This window comes from Anabaena sp. UHCC 0187 (assembly GCF_009712035.1).
In the GTDB taxonomy this organism is placed as follows: Bacteria; Cyanobacteriota; Cyanobacteriia; order Cyanobacteriales; family Nostocaceae; genus Dolichospermum.
In genome coordinates, this window is the sequence record NZ_VILB01000001.1 from 126043 (window position 1) to 148350 (window position 22308).

The window sequence follows — 22308 nt, forward strand, 5'->3', positions numbered from 1 at the left end:
TAATATTTCCCCCATAACAAAGAAATATCAGGAGTGATGAAATTCACACTTGCGAAGGGCGGCTTCTAATTCTTCTCTGTGAATGGGTTTGCTAATATAATCATTCATACCTGCATTTATACATTCTTCTCTATCTCCCTGCATAGCATTAGCCGTCATGGCAATAATCCGTGGACGAGAATCAGTTTGCCATTCCTGGCAAATATGACGGGTAGTTTCTAAACCATCCATTTCTGGCATTTGCACATCCATTAACACCACATCATAGGATTGACGATGTAAAGCTGCCAAGACTTCTAAACCATTGGCAGCCACATCTGCCCGATACCCCATGCGTTGGAGGATTAGCAATGCTACCTTTTGATTAACTAAATTATCTTCAGCTAAAAGAATTCGTAAGGGCAATGTTTCAGCCAAATTAATATTAGAATATGCAGCCTTGGGGGAATGTTGATTGAGTCTGATGGGTATTGTACCTAGTGCATGGGTGAGGAGTTCATAAAGTTGAGATTGTTTAATTGGTTTACTCAGACAATTGACAAAATGAGCAGTGATTACTTTAGCACAAGCATCTACTTTCCCGATGGAAGTCAGCATTAATAAAGGTAAATTGAGACAATTAGGATGCTGATGGATTTTTTCTGCTAGGGTGAGTCCGTCCATTTCTGGCATTTGCATATCAAGAATAGCAACATCAAAAATCTCTCCTTGTTCAAGCCAACTCAATGCTTCAGCACCAGATTCGGCAGCACGAATGATCATTCCCCAAGTTTCGGCTTGCAAAGTGAGAATTTTCCGGTTTGTGGGATTGTCGTCCACGATTAATAGTCGCTTTTCTGATAGATTTCCTGATATCTCCACCGGTTCTACTAACGCTGAATCAAATGCAGCTTGGGCGACAATTGTAAAATAGAATGTTGATCCTGATGTGGTTATGGAGTGATTTACAGGGGGTTGCCATTGGGGAGGAGAATTTCCCGCAATATTACCTTGACTTTCTACCCACATCGTACCAGCCATCATTTGAGCCAGTCGTTTACTGATGGCTAGTCCTAAACCCGTGCCTCCATAATGGCGTGTGGTTGAGGCATCCACTTGACTAAAAGACTTAAATAGGCGATGAAGGCGATCGCTCGGAATACCAATACCAGTATCCTTTACAGCTATCTGAATTTCATAAACATCGGCATTGATGATAGATGCTTTCACAGAGAGGATAACTTCTCCAGTCCCCGTAAACTTAATGGCATTACTTAATAAATTCACCAGAATTTGCCGTAGCCGAGTCACATCTTGGAGAATAACCCTAGGAGTTTCCGGGTTAATTATGTAGCCCAGTTCAATATCTTTGTCGGCTGCTTTAGCTGCCACTAAGTCCATTGCACCTTCGATGCAGTTCCTCAAATTGAAGGGATGTATTTCTAAATCTAGCTTGCCGGATTCTATTTTGGAAAAATCCAGGATGTCATTGATGATGCTCAGAAGAGCATCCCCGCTATAACGAATTGTCTCAATAAAGTCTTGCTGTTGGAGGTTGAGTTCTGTATCTAGGAGTAATCCCGTCATGCCAATGACAGCATTCATGGGGGTACGGATTTCATGGCTCATCATCGCTAAAAACTCGCTTTTGGCAAGATTGGCCAATTCTGCTGCTTTTTTTGCTTCCTCTAAGGCAGAATTTTTGAAGATCAGTTCTTCTCGTTGGCGAGTTTCTTGTTTGAGTAGATTGGCTTGTGTTAAGGCGATACCCAATTGGGCGGCAACTGCTACTAATAATTCAATTTCTTCCTCAGTCCACTGACGAAAATGGCTAAACTGCTGTAACATTATCATCCCATTCGGATTTTCTTGATAGGAGGTACGGACTGTTAACATAGACTTTAGCCCTATCTGCCGAAAGGTTGGTTGGCTATCCGCAAGTAAATCATCAACGTAGACATCAGCAGTAGCGATCGCCTCATCCTGTGTCATGATTTTTTCAGCATAAGGATTGCCAGTTAGCAAAATCTCCAGTGCTACCATATTGCTATAATCAGCAACAACATATTCTGCTACCAGGGGAATCTGTGGATTGGGGTGGCTAGAGTAGGAATGAATTGTACAGCGATCTACTTGAAATGCTTCTCCAATCTGAATCGCAGCCGTATTAAATATTTTTTCGGTATCCAGGCTTTGACGAATTTCCTGAGTGATTTGTCTCAGCAGCAAGGTTTGGCGAAGTTGCCGTTGTATTGCTTCTTCCGATAGTTTGCGATCAGTAACATCTTTCATGAAGCAATGATGCCCAATAAATTGCTGCTGTTGATCGTATATAGATATCATTACAAGCTGCTTGTAAAAAATACTCCCGTCTTTTTTAATTCCTCTGGCTTCAACTTCTACTCTGCCATCCCTGAGCATTTGATGATAGACATTGATGAGGCGTTCAACATCGTCAGGATAAACAGTTTTTTGCCAATCCATCCCTAACATTTCTTCAGGTTCATAACCTGTAATCCCAGCGTAAACTTCGTTGACGGCTATATAGCATCCCTGTGGATTAATTCTAGAAATTCCTGTGACTGCGTTTTTTAAAGCAGTATTCATTTCCCCTAATTCGGCATCGTCCTGTTTACGTTCGGTAATATCTTCAACTATGTATGAAAGTTGAGGAAGCGAACCAAGGGGACGGTCAATGGGAGTCACGATTGCAGATAGCCACTTTTGACCGTCAGCAGTGGTGTGTAAATACTCAAATCTGACTGGAGCTTGATTCTGCAACGCCTCCCGGTAGTGACCAATCCAGAGGTATAAGTGCGATCGCTCTAGTCCCAAATCAGACGCAAATTGATTCTTTAATCCCTCTGGTGTAGTCCCAAAAAACTCAGCAGCGGTGATATTATCGGCAAGATGGCGAATATCGTTGTCATGTAACTCCACAATCCCCATCATCATTGCTCCACTGTTGAAGAAACTGCTCAGAGTAGATTCACTTTTTAACAAAGACTGTTCAGCTTCTTTCTGTCTTTGGATATTTCTGCCAATCCCCAAAAATCCGGTTAACTGACCCTTTTGATCCTGTAGTGTAGTCACGGACAACAATACGGGAAAACGAGAACCATCTTTAGCAACATAAGTCCATTCCTGTTCATCAATTTGTCCCAATCTGGCTTTGGCCACAAACACTTCAAAACCTGGTTCAATTAGGCAATTGAGTTCTTGGGAGAGTTTTTTCGCCCGTTGCACCACTTCATCTAAATCATGGATAATTGCCGGAGTTGTTTTACCAACTACTTCAGCAGCCTTATATCCCAGCCATTTTTCCGCCGTACTATTAAAGCTGCAAATCAAGCCATTAGTGTCAGTGGAGATAATTGTATAGTTGGCACTATCAAGAATAGCTTGCTGGAATGACATAGTTGATTGCAAAGCTATGTCTGTTTGCTGAAGTTGCAAAATATTCAGATCCAGTTGCCGATTCATAGACTGAATCCGGCGATTGTTCCATCTAGCAACTTGGGCAAGATACACAGATAACCCTAAAGTGCCAGCGATGAAAAGACCACCAATCAGTACCAGGGTGGGGAAAAGTGATTGTTTTTTCTTTAATAAAGCTGAACTAGGAGCAATCTTAATTTGCCAATTAATCCCATCTAATTGAATAGCCGATGTCTGAAGCCAAGTTGAATTTGCGACAGAACTAGATCCATGACTGTAGATCAGTTGATCCTGATCAAAAATTGCTATCTGGTAATTCTGACTGATTTCTGCGGGTAAAATGCGATCAAGTAGGGATTGGATCTGAAAAACTCCTACCAAGTAGCCATCAAATCGTTCCCCAATATACAAGGGAAAAAATACCAGGAAGCCTTTACCACCCTGTTTTAGGTCTAGGATGGGAGTTAAGGTCATTTTTCGCAAATTGCGGGCAGTTAACATTGCAGTTCGTCGTTGCGGATTCTGACTGATATCTAAATTCAGTACCGCTTCATTCCCATTTGCAGGAGCAATCCAACGCACATAACCATTAGCATCAACCCATTCAATCGCTTGATATCCGTTTAAATCTTGTAAATAGGCACTCGTATCAACTTCCCATACTTGCCGAGGAGTGCCACCACCAGATTGCCAACGCTTTGCCATCCTTTCTAATGCTAGAATCCGTGTGTTAATGCGACTACTGATTTCAGTTTTCACACTTGTTGCTTCTTGAGTAACCAAGTGGGTAATCTCAGTCTGCTGAGAGACTAGGATGTTATACCAGAATAATAAAATAGCAATGGCAATGAGGATGCCCATAGCAATGGGGAGCGATCGCCTGATATGATCTTCAGCAAAAACATGATCAGAGGATTTTTGATTAATAGGACGAAAAATAAATTTAACTGTAGATGTAAGCCAGGATAGTAAACGGGATTTTTTCATCTTTGTCACCTATAAAAATTTGAGATAAATTCAGCGTCTGACTAGAAATAAATAATAAGTTTGCTCTTTAAAACAATGATTTATCCCATGATACGTTACCTCTAGCACCACTAAGGGAAAGGCTATGACTATTGTTAAAGTCAATCAAAGACACTACCAAAAAGGAGATATTACCCGTCGAGTCCTGTCCTTCGCAGTTGACTTCTGCGGTGCATGGTTTCTCAGTTCTATTGTCAGAAATAATCAAATCGGTATTCAATTTGCCCAAATATTTGTGTTTATTTTTGCTTGGCTGATTTTCCGGGTAATCGTAGTTTATAACAATCAGGGACAAAGTTTAGGACGTTGGGCATTTGATTTAAAGGTGCTAGAAGTCGCAAATGGCGCAATCGTGAACAGAATCCCCCAATTTCAGACATTATTACTGCGAGAAGGGGTTATTTGCTTTTCAAGCTTGTTATTATCCATTTTCTTGGGGAATATCATCCTCAATCCCGCTGCTGTGGTGCTATTGCTTCCCTTAGTCATTGACGGAGGTGCAGCTTTATCGGATACCCAAATGCGACAGGCTTTCCATGACCGCTTTTTTCGGACTATCATCATTTCTTCCCAGCGTGGTTATTCATTAGATATAAAAATTAAACGGCTAGTTGAAAAAATGCAGCGAAATATGAGATAATAACCATTTGTGTTAATTATCTCGACTGCTTTACAGTTTGTAAGATTATGGCTAAGAGTAAAGGTGCGCGCATAATAGTGACACTAGAATGCACCGAGTGTCGGACAAATCCAGATAAACGTTCCGCTGGCGTATCCCGTTATACCAGCACCAAAAACCGTCGGAACACAACCAACCGCTTAGAACTGAAAAAGTTCTGTACCCACTGCAACAAACACACAGTTCACAAGGAAATTAAGTAAGAATGAGTTACTATCGTCGTCGCCTTTCTCCTATTAAGCCCGGAGATCCCATTGATTACAAAGATGTAGATTTATTGCGGAAGTTTCTCACCGAACGTGGTAAAATTTTACCTCGGAGAATCACCGGTTTAACCTGTCAGCAACAACGCGCTCTGACTTTAGCGATTAAACGCTCTCGAATTGTGGCTTTGTTGCCCTTCATTAACGCCGAAGGTTAAGAATATTTTGGATTTTGGATTTTGGATTATTATCCAAAAAAGTAGCAGTTGCATGGATATGCCCAGTTACTTTGAGTCCAAAATCTAAAATTTAATATTTAATGTTAGGAAATTGCCAAAAACATTTAATTAATTCATTCTCAAAGATGGTACGATATCGCTAAATTTGAGGATGAAATTCTAAACTGGAATAGCATTTCTCACAGTAATTTATTAAATAAAGGATTAAATACCCGTTATTTAATCCCAAATCTCCAGTCTAAAAATCTCAAAATATTAAAATTAAAGTGCGACAGTTGTGGATAAGGGGACGTTAGTTGAATTTAGGGTTAAAGGCGATCGCCGTCTTGCAGTGATAGATCGTCCAGACGGTAAAACTAGTTGGTTTGTAGTCGATGAACGTGGTCAATCCCATAACATCAAAAATAACCAATTTACCTACACGGTTAACGGACAAACCTATAAACCAGGCGAAATCGCTGAGTTTTTAAGTCAAGTTCAGCCTTATCTAGACCCATCAAGTCTGGAAGTAGCTTGGGAACTACTGATTGAAGATGGGGAAACTGTTACTCCTAGCCAATTGGCAAATATCCTATTTTCGGAATCCACATCTCCCCAGTGTTATGCAGCCCATTGTTTGTTATCAGACGATAAACTCTATTTCAAACAAAAAGGAGACGCTTACGAACCCCGCAGCGCGGCGCAAGTAGCAGAACGCAAGCACCAGATTGAAGTAGAATCACAAAAAGCCAAGGGACAGCAGGAATTTTTAGCCCGTATAGAACAGGCACTACAGGGACAAGTAGTAGAATGGCAACGACTGGATCGCCAGCGTTTAGACGCATTAGAAAAATATGCGACTCTACTGGCAGATGTTGTGATACTGAAAGTGAACTATGATTCTTTAGCTCGTGCTTGTCCGCCTCCAGCCTCAGTATTAGAAACTATGAATATGTTGGGACGTTCTGCTACGCCCCAGGCGGCCTTTCAACTCTTGATAGATTTGGGTTTGTGGACTGCCCATGAAAACCTGTTCCTGCGCCGTTCATCAATTTCCGTTCAATTTCCTCATCAGGTATTAGAAGTGGCGCAAGAAAGTTTGGATTTCCCTCCCACAGATTTAGATACAAACCGTCTCGATCTCACACATCTCAAGGTATATACCATTGATGATGAAAGCACTACAGAAATAGATGATGGTTTAAGTTGGGAGGTATTACCAGATGGTAAAGAACGGTTATGGGTACATATTGCCGATCCCACTAGATTATTAATCCCAGATGATGAATTAGATTTAGAAGCCAGAAAACGTGGCAGTACGGTTTATTTACCGACGGGGATGATTCCCATGTTCCCAGAGGTGTTGGCCACAGGTCCCATGAGTTTGGTGCAGGGGAAAGTCTGTTGCGCCCTTAGCTTTGGGGTGATTTTAGATGCAGTTGGGGCTGTAGCAGACTATTGTATCCACGCTGGTTTAATTAAGCCTACCTATCGTCTCACCTACGAAGATGTTGATGAGATGTTGGAATTGGGAGTACAGGCTGAACCAGAAATTGAGGCGATCGCTAATTGGGCAAAAATCCGCAAAACTTGGCGTTATGGTCAAGGTGCTATTAGTATCAATATGCCCGAAGCGATGATCAAAGTCAAAGACGATGATATCAATATTGATGTTTTAGATGATTCCTCATCCCGGCAATTAGTCGCAGAAATGATGATTCTTGCGGGAGAAGTCGCTGCCCGTTACGGACAAACCCATAATATCCCGCTGCCCTTTCGCGGCCAACCCCAACCAGAATTACCTCCAGAGGAAGAACTACTTCTGCTTCCAGCCGGTTTCGTCCGTTCCTGTGCGATGCGCCGTTGTATGCCTAAGAGTGAAATGAGCATTACACCTGTGCGTCATGCTGGTTTGGGTTTAGATACCTACACTCAGGCTACTTCCCCTATTCGGCGTTATAGCGACTTACTCACCCACTTTCAATTAAAAGCGCATTTACGTGGCGAAGGTTTACCTTTCTCTGCTGAACAACTCAAAGAAGTGATGATGACGGTCAGCAGCATCACTCAAGAAGCAACAATGGTGGAACGACAAACTAATAGATATTACGCTTTAGAATATTTACGTCGTCATCCTGAACAAGTTTGGCAGGTAACGGTATTAATGTGGTTACGAGAAGATAGTAATTTAGCACTAATTTTATTAGAAGATTTGGGTTTACAGTTGCCTATGTCTTTCCGGCGTTCTGTTAGTTTGGGAGAAAATTTATTAGTGAAAGTTAGTTTGGCTGATCCCCAAAAAGATATGATTCACTTCCAAGAAATTATGTATCAGGAAGCCCAATCAGTTACGAATTAGATATAGCAGGAAGGAACAATTTTAAATTTCTTCAGTTAAAAATAATTGAACTAATTTCAATACTGCATAATTATCTGAAGAATAATTTGTTGACATTAACCTGTCTTTAGCTGCTGCATTAAACTCTAAATTTCCATTTTCATTAAAGTGGATATCTTCTGGCTTGAATTCCCAAGCCAGTAGTTTTTCATTTAACTTTTGAGTAACAATAATTTTAATATCAATTTCTGGTTGTAAATAAGTTGGATTTTTGAACAGCCAATATATTTTTTGTGGTTCTGTGTCAATAAGCTGGTTAATTGCAGTGATGAGAATTTGCTTAATTTTTTCTCGACTGGGAACGATGGTGAGAAAATCTTTTAAGCTACTTATATCTTCTGGATGCTCGCTTTTAAGCAAATAAATAGCTATATTGGTAAGCTGATTGATTCTCTTCTGTGAAAAAGGCATTTTGATGAGTATATCCTATGTTACTAAGTGATTTTTGTTTTTGCTCAGTTTGGGATTTATTTTGGGAAGATTGCAAATGACTATGGATTTTTTGCAGCAAAACTTGAGAGTTAAATGGTTTTAGTAAAATGTCTTGAGATGTCAGGTAATTCTGCCAGTTATGAATTGTTTGTAAATCAGATCCAGCCATGAAGATAAAGGGAATATTTGCAGTTTCTAACTCTTGGCGAAGTTTTGTGAGAAATGTCCAGCATTTTTCATAACTATTCAGATAGGTGCTTGAATGACCACATAAAATTAAATTGGGCTTTTCTTGTTTAGTTAGCTCATATCCTTGCTTAAATGATGTGGTAGCAATCGGATATAAATCATATAAAGTAAGTAGTTCTGCCAAAAGACTCAATAGTAAGGGTTCAGGTTCAACTATCAAAATCTTGTTCATAATTACCGCCAGAATTTCTAAAGTTTATTCATCCTATAAGCTATAGGCTAAACAAAATTTGTGAATTATTTATGAATTGTCAGTTGTTAGAAGGTACGAGTTTTATTTTTCCCCTACTTCTCAGTTCCCTGCTTCTACCAACTAAGAAGTGATCGCATTTGCTGTACCAAGTCCGGAGCTTTGAAGGGTTTCGTAATAACTCCAATAATGGCTAATTCCGTAAATAAATGCTTTTCAGTGCTTTGAGCTTTGGCAGTTAGGAAAATGGTGGGTATAGATTGCAATACAGGATTTGTTTGCATCTGTTTAAATGTAGAGATTCCATCCATTTCTGGCATCATCACATCCAAAAGTATAGCATCGGGAAGTTCTGCCATCGCCATAGCTATTCCTTCCTGACCAGAAGCCGCAAGTAATACTTCCCATTGAGCAATAGCTTTGAGAGAAATCTGCACAATCTGCCGAATAGCTGGTTCATCATCAATAATTAAAATTCGCTTAGTTCCCATTGCTAACCTCCTTAATTGGCAGTGTAAAGTAAAAAGTGCTACCCTCTCCTAAAACACTTTCTGCCCAAATACTACCTTCATGCTGTTCGACAATATTACGACAAATAGCCAGTCCTAAACCAGTTCCACCTTTAGAGCGGGAGTCAGAAGCATCAACTTGCTGGAAACGATCAAAAATACTTTCCAGACTGTCATGAGGAATACCTCTTCCCTGATCTTTAACTGCAAAAAGTAAGTAGGGAGCGTGGGGAGAATAATCTTCTCTTTCTTCTCTCCTGACAACTGACCACTGACCACTGACCACTGACTCTACAGTTAACCAAACATTTGCGCCACATGGAGAAAATTTAATAGCGTTACTGAGGAGATTAATTAATAGTTGCAATAGACGATCTGAGTCAGCATAAACTTGGTAAGATGGGGATGTAGCATGAAGGATGATACCTGCTTGAATTGCCATATCTTGCATTTGATCAATGGCAGTATTGATTAATTCAGCCGTGTTATAAACAGATTTTTCGAGACTGATTTTGCCCGATTCTAGTCTTTCCAAGTCCAGAATATCATTAACTAGACGGACTAGGCGATCTACACCTTCTGTGGCAATTTCGATAGTCGCTTCACCTTCTGGGGAATTGGGATCTATAATTTTGTCATAGAGTAAACTCAACCCAGCTTGCATAGAAGTTAGTGGAGTTCGCAGTTCATGACTAACGATAGAAATAAACTCAGCTTTCATGCGTTCTAATTTGTAACGCTCGGTAATGTCTTCACCAATGCTAATTGTCCCAATGGGATTTCCTTCTGCATTTCGTAATAGGGTATTACTCCAGGAGATGATCCTTTCTTCACCTGATTTAGTGAAAATCGTATTTTGATAGTGAGGATGGAAATTTTTTTCTATTACTTCTTGAAAGCATATTTCTACTGAATCTTGTTGACTATCAGGCAGAAAATTATTAAACCAGTTTTTGCCTAAAACTTCAGATTCAATGTAATTCGTGAGTTGCAAAAAGAAAGGATTAGCATAGTCCACATTACCATTGATATCTAAACCAATCACTATTAACTGGACATTATCAAGTAGTGATTTCCAGCGACGATTTGATTCTTGAAGAGTGGCTTCATTTTGCTTTTGCTCAGTAATATCCCGACAAATGGTAGATATATATTGTGTGTAATTCTTACCAAAAGTTTGAGCAATCACCACTTGAGAAATAGGAATTTCCCGCCCTTCATGGTTTAAAAAAGCTGTTTCTCCCACCCAAACACCATGTCGGACTGCGGCAGGAATGCCGTGTTTTTGGACAATTTCTAAAGCCCATTGGGGATACATATCAGCAATAGAAATGTGATCAACTGGTGCATTGTCCGCTAAACCAAAAAGACGACGACCAGCTTTATTAATATATTCTGCTTTTTGCGTATCAAATCTAACTGTACCAATAATATCGGAAGTAGCTTCTATAATAGCAATCAGTTTTTCTCGCTCCATTTCTAGGCGTTTGCGCTCAGTTATTTCGATGACAATACCACCTATTGCTACTGAATTTCCCGTTTCTCCCAGAATTGGAAAATAAGATACAAGCCAATAACGAATTACTTTTGGTTGACTAGGAACAATACCGCTAATTTCTAAATTAGAAATTGCTTGTTTGGTATCCAGAATAGTCTGAAACAAAGGTACAACAGTTGGTGCAATATCTGGCAACAACTCTATCACCGATTTTCCTATATGTGCTTCAATAGAATAGCCATTGGTGTCTGCTAATGCTTGATTAATTTTTAAGAAATTTAGAGTGGTATCAAATATACACAAGCCTACATTTACTTGGCTGGCAGCATAGAAAAATCCATCTAATAATTGTTCCCGATTTCTTAATTCTCGTTCCAATTTCTCTCGTTGCAACAGTTCTATTTGTAGTTTATCGTTAGCCTGAGAGAGTTGGGCTGTGCGTTCTGTAACTCGCGCTTCTAGTTGAATATTTAATTGTTGCAATTCTATTTCTATTTGTTTGCCTTGAGTAATATCTTCAGAGAAAATAATGATCCCACAAATCTCATTGTTGTTATTATACCAAGGACGAACTTCCCAGCGTAACCATTGATTTACGCCATCTTTCCTCACAAATAAATCTTCCTCACATTTCTCAATTGCACCAGCAAGACAACGTTGATGAATTTGTCGCCATCTGTCTGTAATTTCTGGGAATATCTGATAATGGGATTTACCAATTATGCTGGCAATAGACTCAAGTTGATAATCATTAATCCAGCGCTGACTGGCAATTACATAGTGCATATTCCGGTCAAGCATGGCAATACCCGCAGGTGCATATTTAGCAAACAATTCTAATTGTTTTTCCCGTTCTTGTAGGGCTATTTCTGCTAATTTGCGCTCACTAATATCACGCATGATAGTAGAAGTGTATAAAATTTCTTGATCCACAGATTTATGAGCAACAATCAGTTGAGATACGGGAATTTCTGAACCGTCTTGACGCAAAATTGCGGTTTCTCCCAACCAACTACCAGTTTCAATGGCGGTAGGTATGCCTTGATTTTGAATAATATCCAAAGCCCATTCGGGATGACTTTTAACCACTGTAAAATCCTGAATATCCGCAATTCCCATCATTTTCTTAGCAGCGGGATTGAGCCAAATCACCTGTCCTTGGGGTGTGGCCATGCCTACAAAATCGGGAGTAGCTTCTAATATAGAGGTTAATCTTTGTCGTTGTGCTAGTTCGGTTTGTAGCTGTTCTATCAGTGATGCTTGTTGAATGGCAATACCTACCTGAATTGCCAATTGATTTATAAATTCTACTTCGGTGCTTGTCCATTGCCGGGGTGCTGTACACTCATGGGCAATCAGTAATCCCCAGAGGTGATCTTCTTGGATAATGGGAACAATCAAATTTGCTCGGATATCAAAATTTTGCAGAAATTGTTGATAACATTCATTGATATCAAGCTCGGTGTATATATCATCAATAGTTTTGGTACGTCCTTGTTGATATAATTCCACCCAGCTTTCTCCAAAGCATTGATCTATAACAATGCGATCTAAAATTGAAAATTTCTGATCTCCGACAGATTCTTTGACAACTAAGCCAGTACCATCAGGTTGAAATTGATAGATAATGATGCGATCGCTCTTGAGAATACTTCTAATTTCTGTAACTGTAGTATTGAGAATATCCTCAACATTCACACAATCACGAATAGAAAGTGCAGTGCGGCCAATTAATTGTTGTCGTTGTTGTTGCCATTCTTGCTCTTGAATCAGTTGGGTTTGGTGTAAAACATTGTTAATGGCTTGATGTAAATTTTCAGCAGTAATGCAGCTTTTTTCTAAATAATCCTGTGCGCCACTTTTGAATAAATCAACAACCACCTCTGTGTTATCTTGTCCCGTAATCATAATAACGGGAATTCTGTCTTTACCTGTCTGTTGCCGTAATTCCTGCAAAAATTCCAACCCATCCATATCGGGTAAGAAGTAGTCAATCAGCATCACATCTGGCATTTGCTGTTGACACCACAGTAAGGCATCCTCACCATTATCAAACTCAATAATCTGGTAATTACGAAGTTGATTTTGGGTAAGATATCGCTGATAAGTGCCACAATCAGCCGTTGAATCATCCACCAGCAAAATTGTGTATTGTTTTTGTCCCTCTATACTTCTGCGCTTCTGCCATGCCGCCTGTCGCTTCAGTGCTGATACTTCTGCCCGCAAGGTTTGCAATTCAGTTATCAATTGTTGTCTAGTTTTAAAGTCATCTTCCATACAACTTCTCTCCTAAAGTTGCCGCACAAATCCGGTTTCGTCCTTGTGATTTAGCCTCGTAAAGTGCGATATCTGCTTTTTGATAAAGTGTTTGTATATCTTGTCCGTGATCTGGAATTTGAGCAATTCCCCCACTAAATGTGACCTGAAATCTAGTTCCATCCAAGGATGTGAATGAATATTGACTAAATTGTTGAAGAAGCTGTGTTAATCTTCCGATTCCATCTTTTATCCCTGTTCCATACATTCCGACAACAAATTCTTCACCACCCCAACGACCAACTATATCTTCCTGTCTAAAGCATTGATTGAGAAGTTTACCAAACCAAAGTAGTTAAGAACACGGTCGCCCATTTCATGCCCATATTGATCATTTACAGATTTGAAATAATCTAAATCTAGCACTGCTAAACTAAAAAGTTGTTCTTGCCGTTGTGCTAACTGCAATAACCTCGTTAAATCTTGTAAAGCTTTTCGACGCAGATTTAATCCCGTGAGGACATCTATTTCTGTCAATCTCCACATTTTGCGTTGTTCTAACCGGGTTCGCACACGGGTTAGTAATTCCGTTGGCACAATGGGTTTAGTCAAAAAATCATCAGCACCAACGGTAAAACTACGCTGCATAGTTTCAATTTCAGTATGGGCGGATAAAAACAAGATGGGCAAACGATTCCAGCGGGTATCACTGCGAACTACTTGACACAAATCAAACCCACTCCAAAAGATTGTGCTTTCTTGCCAATGCTGAGAAGAAACTGCTTTAAATTCAATATCCAAAATCAATAAATCAGGAACTGTTTGCTCTAGCACTTCCCAGAATTTATCCGGCTGATCTAGTAAAATAAGTTGATAACCAGATGGTTCTAACAAAGTCCGGAGAAGATTTAGCAACCCTGGATCATCATCAATAATCAATAACTTAGCTACCGACTGATTGACTTGTTGGATTACTTGGGTTAGTGTCGCTAATACTTCAGTAGGAAGGATGGGTTTTTGCAAAAAGCATTGACTTCCTAAACGCGCGGCTTCTACCCGTTGGATCAAGGAATCCTCAGCAGTCAAGATGACAACGGGAATTTCTGGATACTGCTTATGGACTAATGCGAGTAAATCTAAACCATTTCCTGTGGAATCAGAAAAGTTGATATCTAACAAAATCACATCATAGGAATGAATAGCTAAAAATTGCTGTGCTTGCTGGAGATTAACGGCAATTTCCCCTTGCAATCCCCAATTTACTGCTTCTATTGCTATCTGCTGGGCTAGAGTCAAGTCATGATCTACGATCAGTAAAGATGCTGAAATAATAGGGGCTGAAGGTAAATATTCTGCTTGCTGTTCACAGCCGTGGTGGGAAACCTCCTGCTGTAACTGTGTCAGCAGTTGTCCCATTTGGTCAATTTCCGATGGTTGTAATTCTTGCTTTTGCTGGAGAAGTTGCTGAATCTGCCGAGAAATTTGGGAAGCTTGATCTAAACCAAAACAGCCCAAAGAACCTATGAGGGTATGTGCTTCTCGTTCCGCTTGCTGCTGCTGTGTGGGTGTGATAGTTCCGTTTTGTATCGCAGTCAAGGCTTCTTGAATGATAACTAAGCGATCGCTATAGGACTGACGATATTGTTCCCAGATCGCTTTTAGTTCCGACGCAACACCAGTAACAGGGGTTGGTGCAGGGGTAATAACTTCCTGTTGTTTCAGCCGATACCCTTGTTTATAAATAGTCTCTAATATATCCGCCGCACCCGCTCGTTTCAGTTTTTGCCGCAAACCCTTAATATGTGCGCGAACTGCTCCATCACTAGGGAATTCTTCCGCTGTCCAGAGGCGATCTAGTAAGCGACTAATGCTAAAAATTTGCTCAGTATTTCGCAGAAATAATTCCAAGATTGCATATTCTTTTGCAGCCAGATAAATCGGCTTTTCTCGATATCTAACGTCACAACTATTCGGGTTGAGGCACAAATCACCCCAAGTCAATAGAGGTTTTCTTTGTGATTGGTTGCGTCGTAATAATGCCCGAATTCTAGCTAATAACTCATCTAGATCAAAAGGTTTTGCTAGGTAATCATCTGCACCAGCATCCAAACCAATGACTTTATTCGTCACCGCATCTAATGCTGTCATTAATATAATTGGGGTGTCCCGATTGGGGTTGAGAGTAGAAGATTGATTAGTCCGCAGTTTTTTACAGAAACTAATACCATCTAACTTAGGTAACATTACATCTAAAATAATCAAGTCATAGGGATAAACTTCTGCTAAGTCCCATCCTGCTTGTCCATCTTCAGCTAAATCAAGCTGATAACGTTGTTTGTCCAATGTTATTTGTAGCAACTGACCTATGTTTTTATCATCTTCCACACAAAGAATTTTCACATTTGCTGATCCTGAATGAGTTCATCTGGTATGAATACTGGAAATCCTGATATTATCACTTTGTAGCCAATCAAGATACCAGTTTTCATGAATAGGAAGCCAGCGAGGATTAACTGCTTGCCCATGATACCAATCAAAAGTAACTAAACTGAAGGCAGCAGCAGATAAATCTTCGCACTGAGAAAAATCATGCTCAATCCACACTACAAAATTCGGATTTAGCTCAAATTCCTGGACTACCAGATTTGCCAGATTTTGCACATCTTGCATGGTCAAAAAACCTGTTTTTGCTTTGATCTTGGAAAATATGACTATTTGTATTTGTGGGTAAGGTGAGTATATAAGCAGTCGGTACTGGTGTTTTTCTGAACCAAATACTTTCTGAATCGCACTGTGAGATGAAATTTGATGAATAGATTGCATGATTTTTGACTTTTTGATATATATTCTCTAATGGCACAATTAAACTAAAACGAAAGGGCGTTTTGGCAATGCCTGAAGGAGTGTATAAGGATTTTTTTGCTCTAGTACGGGCATTTCTTGCCAGCAACTGCGACAAAATCAATAAATATGATGTTGACGAAAGTTGCGAGTCATGGTGTCGGAACAGCAAGGACAGATATTCATAAAATTTTTGAAAGCTGGTAGAAAATTTATTTTGCCTCTGAATATTGGGAATAGAAGACTAGTGCCAACTTCAGATGCTTAGACAATAGGGAAAATTTATGAAATATTTGTGAATAGAGATTTGGTATTCTCAAGCCTTTACAGACAAATTTTTCAGTAAATCCTAAGTAATGATATTCCGCATCTGTCAAACAAAAAATTATTAGGAACATCAGGAATGAATAAATTTACTTTATCTATCATTTTGTTTAATAGTCTATTCATTGGAGTAGAAACTGCTAACGCTCAATTATTAACCAATAATCACCGCAATTTAGGAAAAATAGAACCACAAAATTCTCAATATTTAAAATTATCATCTTCCAAGATAGCAGTAATTGATCAAAATAATCAGGTAAAACAACAAAATTTTGTTTGGGTATTTAAGGATTTAAAGCAAGTTGGAAAACAACCATTTCTCCAAGTTAATAAGGAAACAGATAAACCGAAGACTGAACCCTATCCTAAACAATCTAGAGAAGATGAATTAGAAGATTTTGCTGAAGTTACTAAAGATACTCAAAAATCAGAGGGAATCTTTACTATTTATCGTCATAAGCATAAAAATAAAATCTATTTAGAAATCAAACCAGAACAACTCCAAAAAAACTTTCTAGCAAACTCAACTTTAGAATCTGGAATTGGGGAAAGAGGTATTTATAGTGGAATGCCATTACAAGACTTCTTATTCTATTTACAAAAGGTAGATAATCAAATCCAGTTTGTGGTTCGTAATGTCAATTTTCGGACTCGTGAAGGAGATCCCCAAGCGAGATCAATAGCGAGATCATTTAGTGATTCTGTTCTGTACACTATTCCCATTAAAAGTATTCATGCACAACGCAAAACCATTCTGATTGATTTAGGTGATTTACTACTCACAGATTTAGCCGGATTATCTACTAATTTAGAATTAGCTGCCAGTCCAGAACAGGCTTATCTTGGTAATGCGAAAGTATTTCCCAGTAATTTAGAAATTGAGTCTATTTTCAATTTTGCTAATGCGGGCAAGAATTCGGATGTATTGCCCGATAGTCGCGGCTTTACCTTAAAAGTTCATTATAGTCTATCGGAATTACCACAAAGTAAATATCAACCTCGGTTAGCAGATGAACGGGTAGGTTATTTCCTCACAGCTTATCAAAATTTATCTAAAGATGAACAGAGAGATCCTTTCGTTCGTTATATTAATCGCTGGAATTTAGAAAAACAAGATCCTACAGCCGCAATTTCTCCACCGAAAAAACCAATTGTTTTTTGGATTGATAATGCCGTACCTCTAGAATATCGTCAGTCTATCAAAGAGGGGATTTTGATGTGGAATCAAGCCTTTTTGAAAGCAGGATTCAAGGATGCAATTCAAGTGCAACAAATGCCTGATAATGCCACCTGGGATCCAGCAGATATTCGCTATAATACCATCCGTTGGATTAATACCGTAGATGGTTTTTTTGCCATGGGTCCATCCCGTGTTAATCCCTTGACAGGGGAAATTTTGGACGCAGATATTCTAGTTGATGGTAGTTTTGTTCGCTTACTAAAAAACGATTATCGGCAAATGGTGCAACCTCAAAATACACAAACTCGCACTTCTTTGTCAGGATTGATCAATAATGGGCGTTTGTGTGGCAAAGGTAATCAGAAAAAACCCAAATCATTAGGCAATTTGTCTAAACTAGCGACAGATTATGATTTATGTTATGGCATGGAAGCATCTAATCAGTTGGCTTTTGGTTCTTTGTCCATGTCAATGTTAGGAAATACTACACCAACTCCAGAGCAGTTAAAAGATTATATCCATCAATATTTACGTTTAATTATTACCCATGAAGTTGGTCATACTTTAGGTTTGCGGCATAATTTCCGGGGTAGTACCTTACTATCTCCAGAGGAGATGAATAATCCAGAAATTACGAGAACTAAAGGTTTAACAGCATCTGTCATGGATTATATTCCCCCAAACATTGCCCCTAATGGTGTCAAGCAGGGAGATTATTTTCCGAATATGGTGGGACTCTATGATGAATGGGCAATTCAATATGGTTATACTCCTAGTGAAGCAAAAACTACTATTGGAGAAAAGTCGTTTTTAGCAGCAATTGCGGGACAATCTAACCAACGAGAGTTAAGTTATGCTCCTGATGAGGATTTATCTAATAGTGATCCGACTGTGAATCCTTGGGATCATAGCAGTAATGTATTGGTTTATTCTCAGTCACAATTGGCCAATGCGCGGCGGATGTGGGAACGATTAAATCAGGGATATACTATAGATGCAGAGAATTCTAGCGATGTAGAAGAGCGTTTCAATACCATCCTCAGAAATTATTTGCAGAATTTATACTATACCAGTAAATACATTGGTGGTCAGTCTTTTTACCGAGTTAAACCAAATGATACTAAAGGACAATTACCATTTGTGCCTGTGCCGGTAGAACAACAGCGACAAGCATTAATGACCATGCAAAAGTATGTTTTTGCCGAAGATGCTTTGAAATTTCCTCCGGAATTACTGAATAAATTAGTACCTTCGCGGTGGTTACATTGGGGGACAGAAATTCAACTAGGACGGTTAGATTATCCGATTCATGATTTAGTGTTGTTAATTCAGACTGCGGTGTTGCGAGATTTATTGGCAAGCGATCGCTTAACACGGATTAAGGATTTAGAATTAAAAAGTGCAACAGGAAAATCTCTCACCTTGCCAGAACTATTTGATACTTTACAAACTGGGATTTGGTCGGAAGTTTTACAACCTAAAGGTAAAGTACAAATTTCCAGTCTGCGGAGAGGTTTACAACGGGAATATTTGGAAATACTGATGGGAATGGTGTTGAGAAAAGAAGCTGCTCCCGAAGATGCACGCACCTTAGCTTGGTATAAACTCAAGCAGTTAAATAGTAAATTGAGACGGGTGAATTCCCAAGATGAATATACTCAAGCCTTCTTACTAGAAACACGCGATCGCATTGAGAAAACTTTAAACGCACCATTAGTAGGAAATTAACCTCTTTCCTCTGCGTCCTCTGCGCCTCTGCGGTTAGATAAATTCCAAAGTTTAGGGGCGCAGACCCTGCGCCCCTACAGATTCCTTTTAATGATGGTGATGGTGGTGAGTAATAGCTGATTGGGAATTAACAGCCATACCTTCAGTTTCCATCAACTCTGCTATATGTGCATTTGCCCATTCAGCAACCATCGCTAAAAATTGGGGATCATCATTAACACAAGCCATTTGTAAATAATCTACATCTGGATGTTGTTTTTCTAAATCATGAATAATGTGATGCACATCTAACAAAGTTTCATGATTTTCTGTGGCAAAACCAATAGGCATAAATAGCAACGCCTTTGCACCCAATTGAATCAAATTTTGAGCGGCTACAGTAGCATTTGGTTGAGTCCATTCAATTAATGGGGTATCGTGATTCAACCAACCCACAGAAATTAACGGGTAATTGTTAATTAACTTATTTCTAACTAATTCATACATTGCTTGACTTTCATCAATTCCCGAAGTAAAGCCTTTAGCTTTGTGGGGACAACCATGATTCATCAAGATAATCCCAATTTGTGAAGGTAAATAACCTGTAGCCAAATCAGTATGAATTTTTTCTTCTACCAAATGCGCCATCAAATCAATATATTTTGGCTCATTATAGAACGAAGGAATATATCTTTGTGCCTTAATCCAATGTTCATCACCATCAGCTAATTCTACCAGAGCATTATTTACTTGTTCAAGAGCAATACCGCTGGTAAAAATAGAATCAACAACCAATAATGGATAAATCAGAAGTTTGCTAAAGCCTTGATCTTTAATTTCGGCTAAAACTTGGTTTGGTAAAAAAGGAGCGCAAAAGTTAAAAGCTTTGAAAACTTGAACACCATTACCCCATTTATGTTGTAATTCGTGTTCAATCCCCGCTCTTTGTCTTTCAAAGATGGCATTGTGTGGGGAAATAAAATCGTGATGTGTGTGTCCCCATTCATGACGATCAAATATTGCCAAAAGCTTGGCTAAAGGGGGATAAATCCAAGTAGGAACAGGAGCGAATTTAGCCGTCAGTAAATTTAAAGCTTGTTCGTTATAGTTAGCAAAATCTTCGTAGCTTTCGACTTCGCCATAGCCCATAAGCAATACGGCTACACGGTCTTTGCTGGGTATATGCTCGTGGCTATGGGTAGCGTGCAGTTTTTCCGGGGTTGCAACCACAATGAGTTCCTCAAGATAACTAAAACAGGGAGAGAACTCTAGAAAATCACTAGATGATCTCTCTCAATTTGTAGCATAATATCCTATCCAGGGGGATAGGATATCTATAAACATAAAAATAAACATTGTAAAGAAAAGTAAAATCGCCCAAAGCTTCTTCGCTCTTGCCTATTGCCTATTGCCTATTGCCTCTTGCCTTCTCATCTCACTGTGTCTGAAAAATATTTTGTACCATTTTTTTCTCCACCCTATCAGCAGCATTATCCAACTCTATCACCTCACCATCACTCAAAAACCAACCCAAAGCCCCAATATTCTCTTGTGCTTGTTCCACACTTTTAGCACCAGGAATAGGAATTGTACCTTTACTAATACACCAATTAATAGCCACTTGAGACATAGTTTTATTTCTCGTATTTGCTATTTCCTGTAAACAGCCTAAAAGCGGTTTCATTCCTGGTAATAACTGCTTACACAAAAATCCGCGAATACCTTGGGGAAAACGCCCATTTTCCGCAAACTTTCCTGTTAATAAACCCAACCCCAAAGGACTATAGGCAATTAATGTAATTCCCAAATCATCACAAACATCCTTTAAACCTAATTCCGTCACTGGATAGGTAGATAAAAGTGAATATTGCACCTGTAAACTTTTAATAGGTATACCTCTTTCCTGAAATCTTTGATGCACCCATTGGAGTCTTTTAGTCCCATAATTAGATAAACCCACACCCTTCACCAAACCTTGCTCATATAAATCAGCTAAACCATCTAATAAACCCACCTCTTGCCAAGGTGCATAATTAGCAGTAGACCAGTGCATTTGCACCAAATCAACATTGCGTCCTAATCTTTTTGCCGAAGCATTACAAGCTGATATAATTGAATTTCTAGTCCATCGCCAAGGGTAAGCAGCTAACTTAGTAGCAATGCAAATATTTTCTTGATTTATTCCCTGATACTCTTGGGCAAACTTTCCTAAAAGTAGCTCACTGCGTCCCTTTAATTTACCTGTACCATAGGAATCACCCGTATCAAATAATGTAATCCCATTGCTAATACAGAGATTAAATACCTCTTGCAATTGGTTATCCATACTTTCATTGTATCCCCAGAGCAGTTGGTTTCCCCAAGCCCAAGTTCCGCAACCCATGAGAGGGAGATTTAGTAAATTGTTAGTTTGCATACTTAATAATTTTTATTAACTACCTATTTATTGAGTGAATATAGCGGTACGCACTTGAATGAGGTACATCATAATTCCCCTCCTCTTATACAACCATAGGATAACCAACTAATGGTACGTATGTCAATAGCTAGACATATAATAGTTAGCTATCTAGTAGATAGATTGCATTCAGATTTCCTAATACCTATAATTAGACTACCAAGAGTATGTAATACTATAAGTAGGTTATTTCTGTAATGACTGTGAAAATTAGACTCAAAGAACTTAGAAATGCTCAAGAAATTTCACAAAACGAATTAGCGCGGTTGTTAGAAATGTCTTTGGCTAATATTCAGAAAATTGAATACAACAAGGCTAAATCCATACCACTGGACACGCTAGAACGTATTTGTAAAGTGCTTAACTGCCAAGTAGGTGATTTACTCGTCATTGTTGATGAGGAGAAAGTTGCAATTTAACCCGATTACATACCCAAAAACCATGACAAGCGATACTCGAATTGATGACATCTATACACGGCTTAATGATCTTACCCACGATGTCACCAATCTGAAGATACAAGCCGGGACTATAGGAACTTCTCCGGTTGCTATAGCCACAAATTTAACTCTAACAACAGGGTTGGCTTCTGATATGAGAGAAGTTAAAAGCGATATTCGACAAATGAAATCAGATATCAGAAATATTGACGCGAGTATTAATGAAATACTGCGATTATTACGCAGCCAAAACAATCAATCATGAACTAATCGCATCGGCTCA

17 protein-coding genes are annotated in these 22308 nt (G+C 39.1%); 7 read left to right on the top strand and 10 right to left on the bottom strand.

What is annotated here, in order from left to right:
• Positions 1-27: 27 nt before the first annotated feature.
• Positions 28-4404 carry a response regulator gene (locus tag FJR11_RS00675; RefSeq protein ID WP_168501805.1) on the bottom strand — a complete coding sequence of 1459 codons (4377 nt, stop codon included), beginning with the start codon at positions 4402-4404 and terminating at the stop codon, positions 28-30.
• Between the two features lie 124 nt (positions 4405-4528).
• Here FJR11_RS00675 and FJR11_RS00680 point away from each other — a divergent pair, with 124 nt between their 5' ends.
• From FJR11_RS00680 to FJR11_RS00695, 4 genes are all read left to right on the top strand, one after another.
• Positions 4529-5083 (top strand): RDD family protein, encoded by a 555-nt coding sequence (locus FJR11_RS00680; RefSeq protein ID WP_168501806.1) that lies wholly within the window; start codon positions 4529-4531, stop codon positions 5081-5083.
• 47 nt (positions 5084-5130) lie between these two features.
• Positions 5131-5325 carry a 50S ribosomal protein L33 gene (gene rpmG / locus FJR11_RS00685; RefSeq protein WP_168501807.1) on the top strand — a complete coding sequence of 65 codons (195 nt, stop codon included), beginning with the start codon at positions 5131-5133 and terminating at the stop codon, positions 5323-5325.
• A 2-nt stretch (positions 5326-5327) separates the two neighbouring features.
• Complete coding sequence (gene rpsR, locus FJR11_RS00690; protein ID WP_015083502.1) at positions 5328-5543, top strand: 30S ribosomal protein S18; 216 nt, start codon at positions 5328-5330, stop codon at positions 5541-5543.
• 298 nt (positions 5544-5841) lie between these two features.
• A complete protein-coding gene (locus tag FJR11_RS00695; RefSeq protein WP_168501808.1) occupies positions 5842-7902 on the top strand; it encodes a ribonuclease R family protein in 2061 nt (686 codons plus the stop codon).
• A 21-nt stretch (positions 7903-7923) separates the two neighbouring features.
• On the opposite strand, the gene FJR11_RS00700 is transcribed toward FJR11_RS00695, so the two are convergent.
• From FJR11_RS00700 to FJR11_RS00725, 7 genes are all read right to left on the bottom strand, one after another.
• The gene (locus tag FJR11_RS00700; RefSeq protein WP_168501809.1) at positions 7924-8301 is read right to left on the bottom strand and encodes a hypothetical protein; all 378 of its coding nucleotides are present in this window, start codon (positions 8299-8301) and stop codon (positions 7924-7926) included.
• The gene (locus FJR11_RS00705) at positions 8294-8794 is read right to left on the bottom strand and encodes a two-component system response regulator (RefSeq protein WP_168501810.1); all 501 of its coding nucleotides are present in this window, start codon (positions 8792-8794) and stop codon (positions 8294-8296) included. The genes FJR11_RS00700 and FJR11_RS00705 overlap by 8 nt, the downstream gene beginning before the upstream one ends.
• A 134-nt stretch (positions 8795-8928) precedes the next feature.
• Positions 8929-9303: a response regulator gene (locus tag FJR11_RS00710; RefSeq protein ID WP_168501811.1), complete on the bottom strand. Its 375-nt coding sequence runs from the start codon at positions 9301-9303 to the stop codon at positions 8929-8931.
• Positions 9293-13096, bottom strand: a complete 3804-nt coding sequence (locus FJR11_RS00715; protein WP_168501812.1) for a PAS domain S-box protein — start codon at positions 13094-13096, stop codon at positions 9293-9295. The genes FJR11_RS00710 and FJR11_RS00715 overlap by 11 nt, the downstream gene beginning before the upstream one ends.
• The gene (locus tag FJR11_RS23450; RefSeq protein ID WP_371417425.1) at positions 13086-13382 is read right to left on the bottom strand and encodes a GGDEF domain-containing protein; all 297 of its coding nucleotides are present in this window, start codon (positions 13380-13382) and stop codon (positions 13086-13088) included. Before FJR11_RS23450 ends, FJR11_RS00715 begins: the two co-directional genes overlap by 11 nt.
• Positions 13379-15475, bottom strand: a complete 2097-nt coding sequence (locus FJR11_RS00720; RefSeq protein WP_371417420.1) for a response regulator — start codon at positions 15473-15475, stop codon at positions 13379-13381. The genes FJR11_RS23450 and FJR11_RS00720 overlap by 4 nt, the downstream gene beginning before the upstream one ends.
• A 21-nt stretch (positions 15476-15496) precedes the next feature.
• Complete coding sequence (locus FJR11_RS00725) at positions 15497-15898, bottom strand: hypothetical protein (RefSeq protein ID WP_168501813.1); 402 nt, start codon at positions 15896-15898, stop codon at positions 15497-15499.
• 421 nt (positions 15899-16319) lie between these two features.
• On the opposite strand from FJR11_RS00725, the gene FJR11_RS00730 reads away from it, so the two are divergent.
• Entirely contained in the window at positions 16320-19148 is a 2829-nt protein-coding gene (locus FJR11_RS00730) for a zinc-dependent metalloprotease (protein WP_168501814.1), read from the top strand.
• Between the two features lie 87 nt (positions 19149-19235).
• Here the strand turns inward: FJR11_RS00730 and FJR11_RS00735 are convergent, their stop codons facing one another.
• Together FJR11_RS00735 and FJR11_RS00740 are read right to left on the bottom strand one after the other, a co-directional pair.
• Positions 19236-20357 carry a ferrochelatase gene (locus tag FJR11_RS00735; protein WP_168501815.1) on the bottom strand — a complete coding sequence of 374 codons (1122 nt, stop codon included), beginning with the start codon at positions 20355-20357 and terminating at the stop codon, positions 19236-19238.
• A gap of 205 nt (positions 20358-20562) precedes the next feature.
• A complete protein-coding gene (locus FJR11_RS00740; RefSeq protein WP_168501816.1) occupies positions 20563-21543 on the bottom strand; it encodes an aldo/keto reductase in 981 nt (326 codons plus the stop codon).
• A 239-nt stretch (positions 21544-21782) separates the two neighbouring features.
• On the opposite strand from FJR11_RS00740, the gene FJR11_RS00745 reads away from it, so the two are divergent.
• Together FJR11_RS00745 and FJR11_RS00750 are read left to right on the top strand one after the other, a co-directional pair.
• Complete coding sequence (locus FJR11_RS00745) at positions 21783-22004, top strand: helix-turn-helix transcriptional regulator (protein ID WP_168501817.1); 222 nt, start codon at positions 21783-21785, stop codon at positions 22002-22004.
• 22 nt (positions 22005-22026) lie between these two features.
• Complete coding sequence (locus tag FJR11_RS00750) at positions 22027-22290, top strand: hypothetical protein (RefSeq protein WP_168501818.1); 264 nt, start codon at positions 22027-22029, stop codon at positions 22288-22290.
• The last annotated feature ends 18 nt before the right edge of the window (positions 22291-22308 follow it).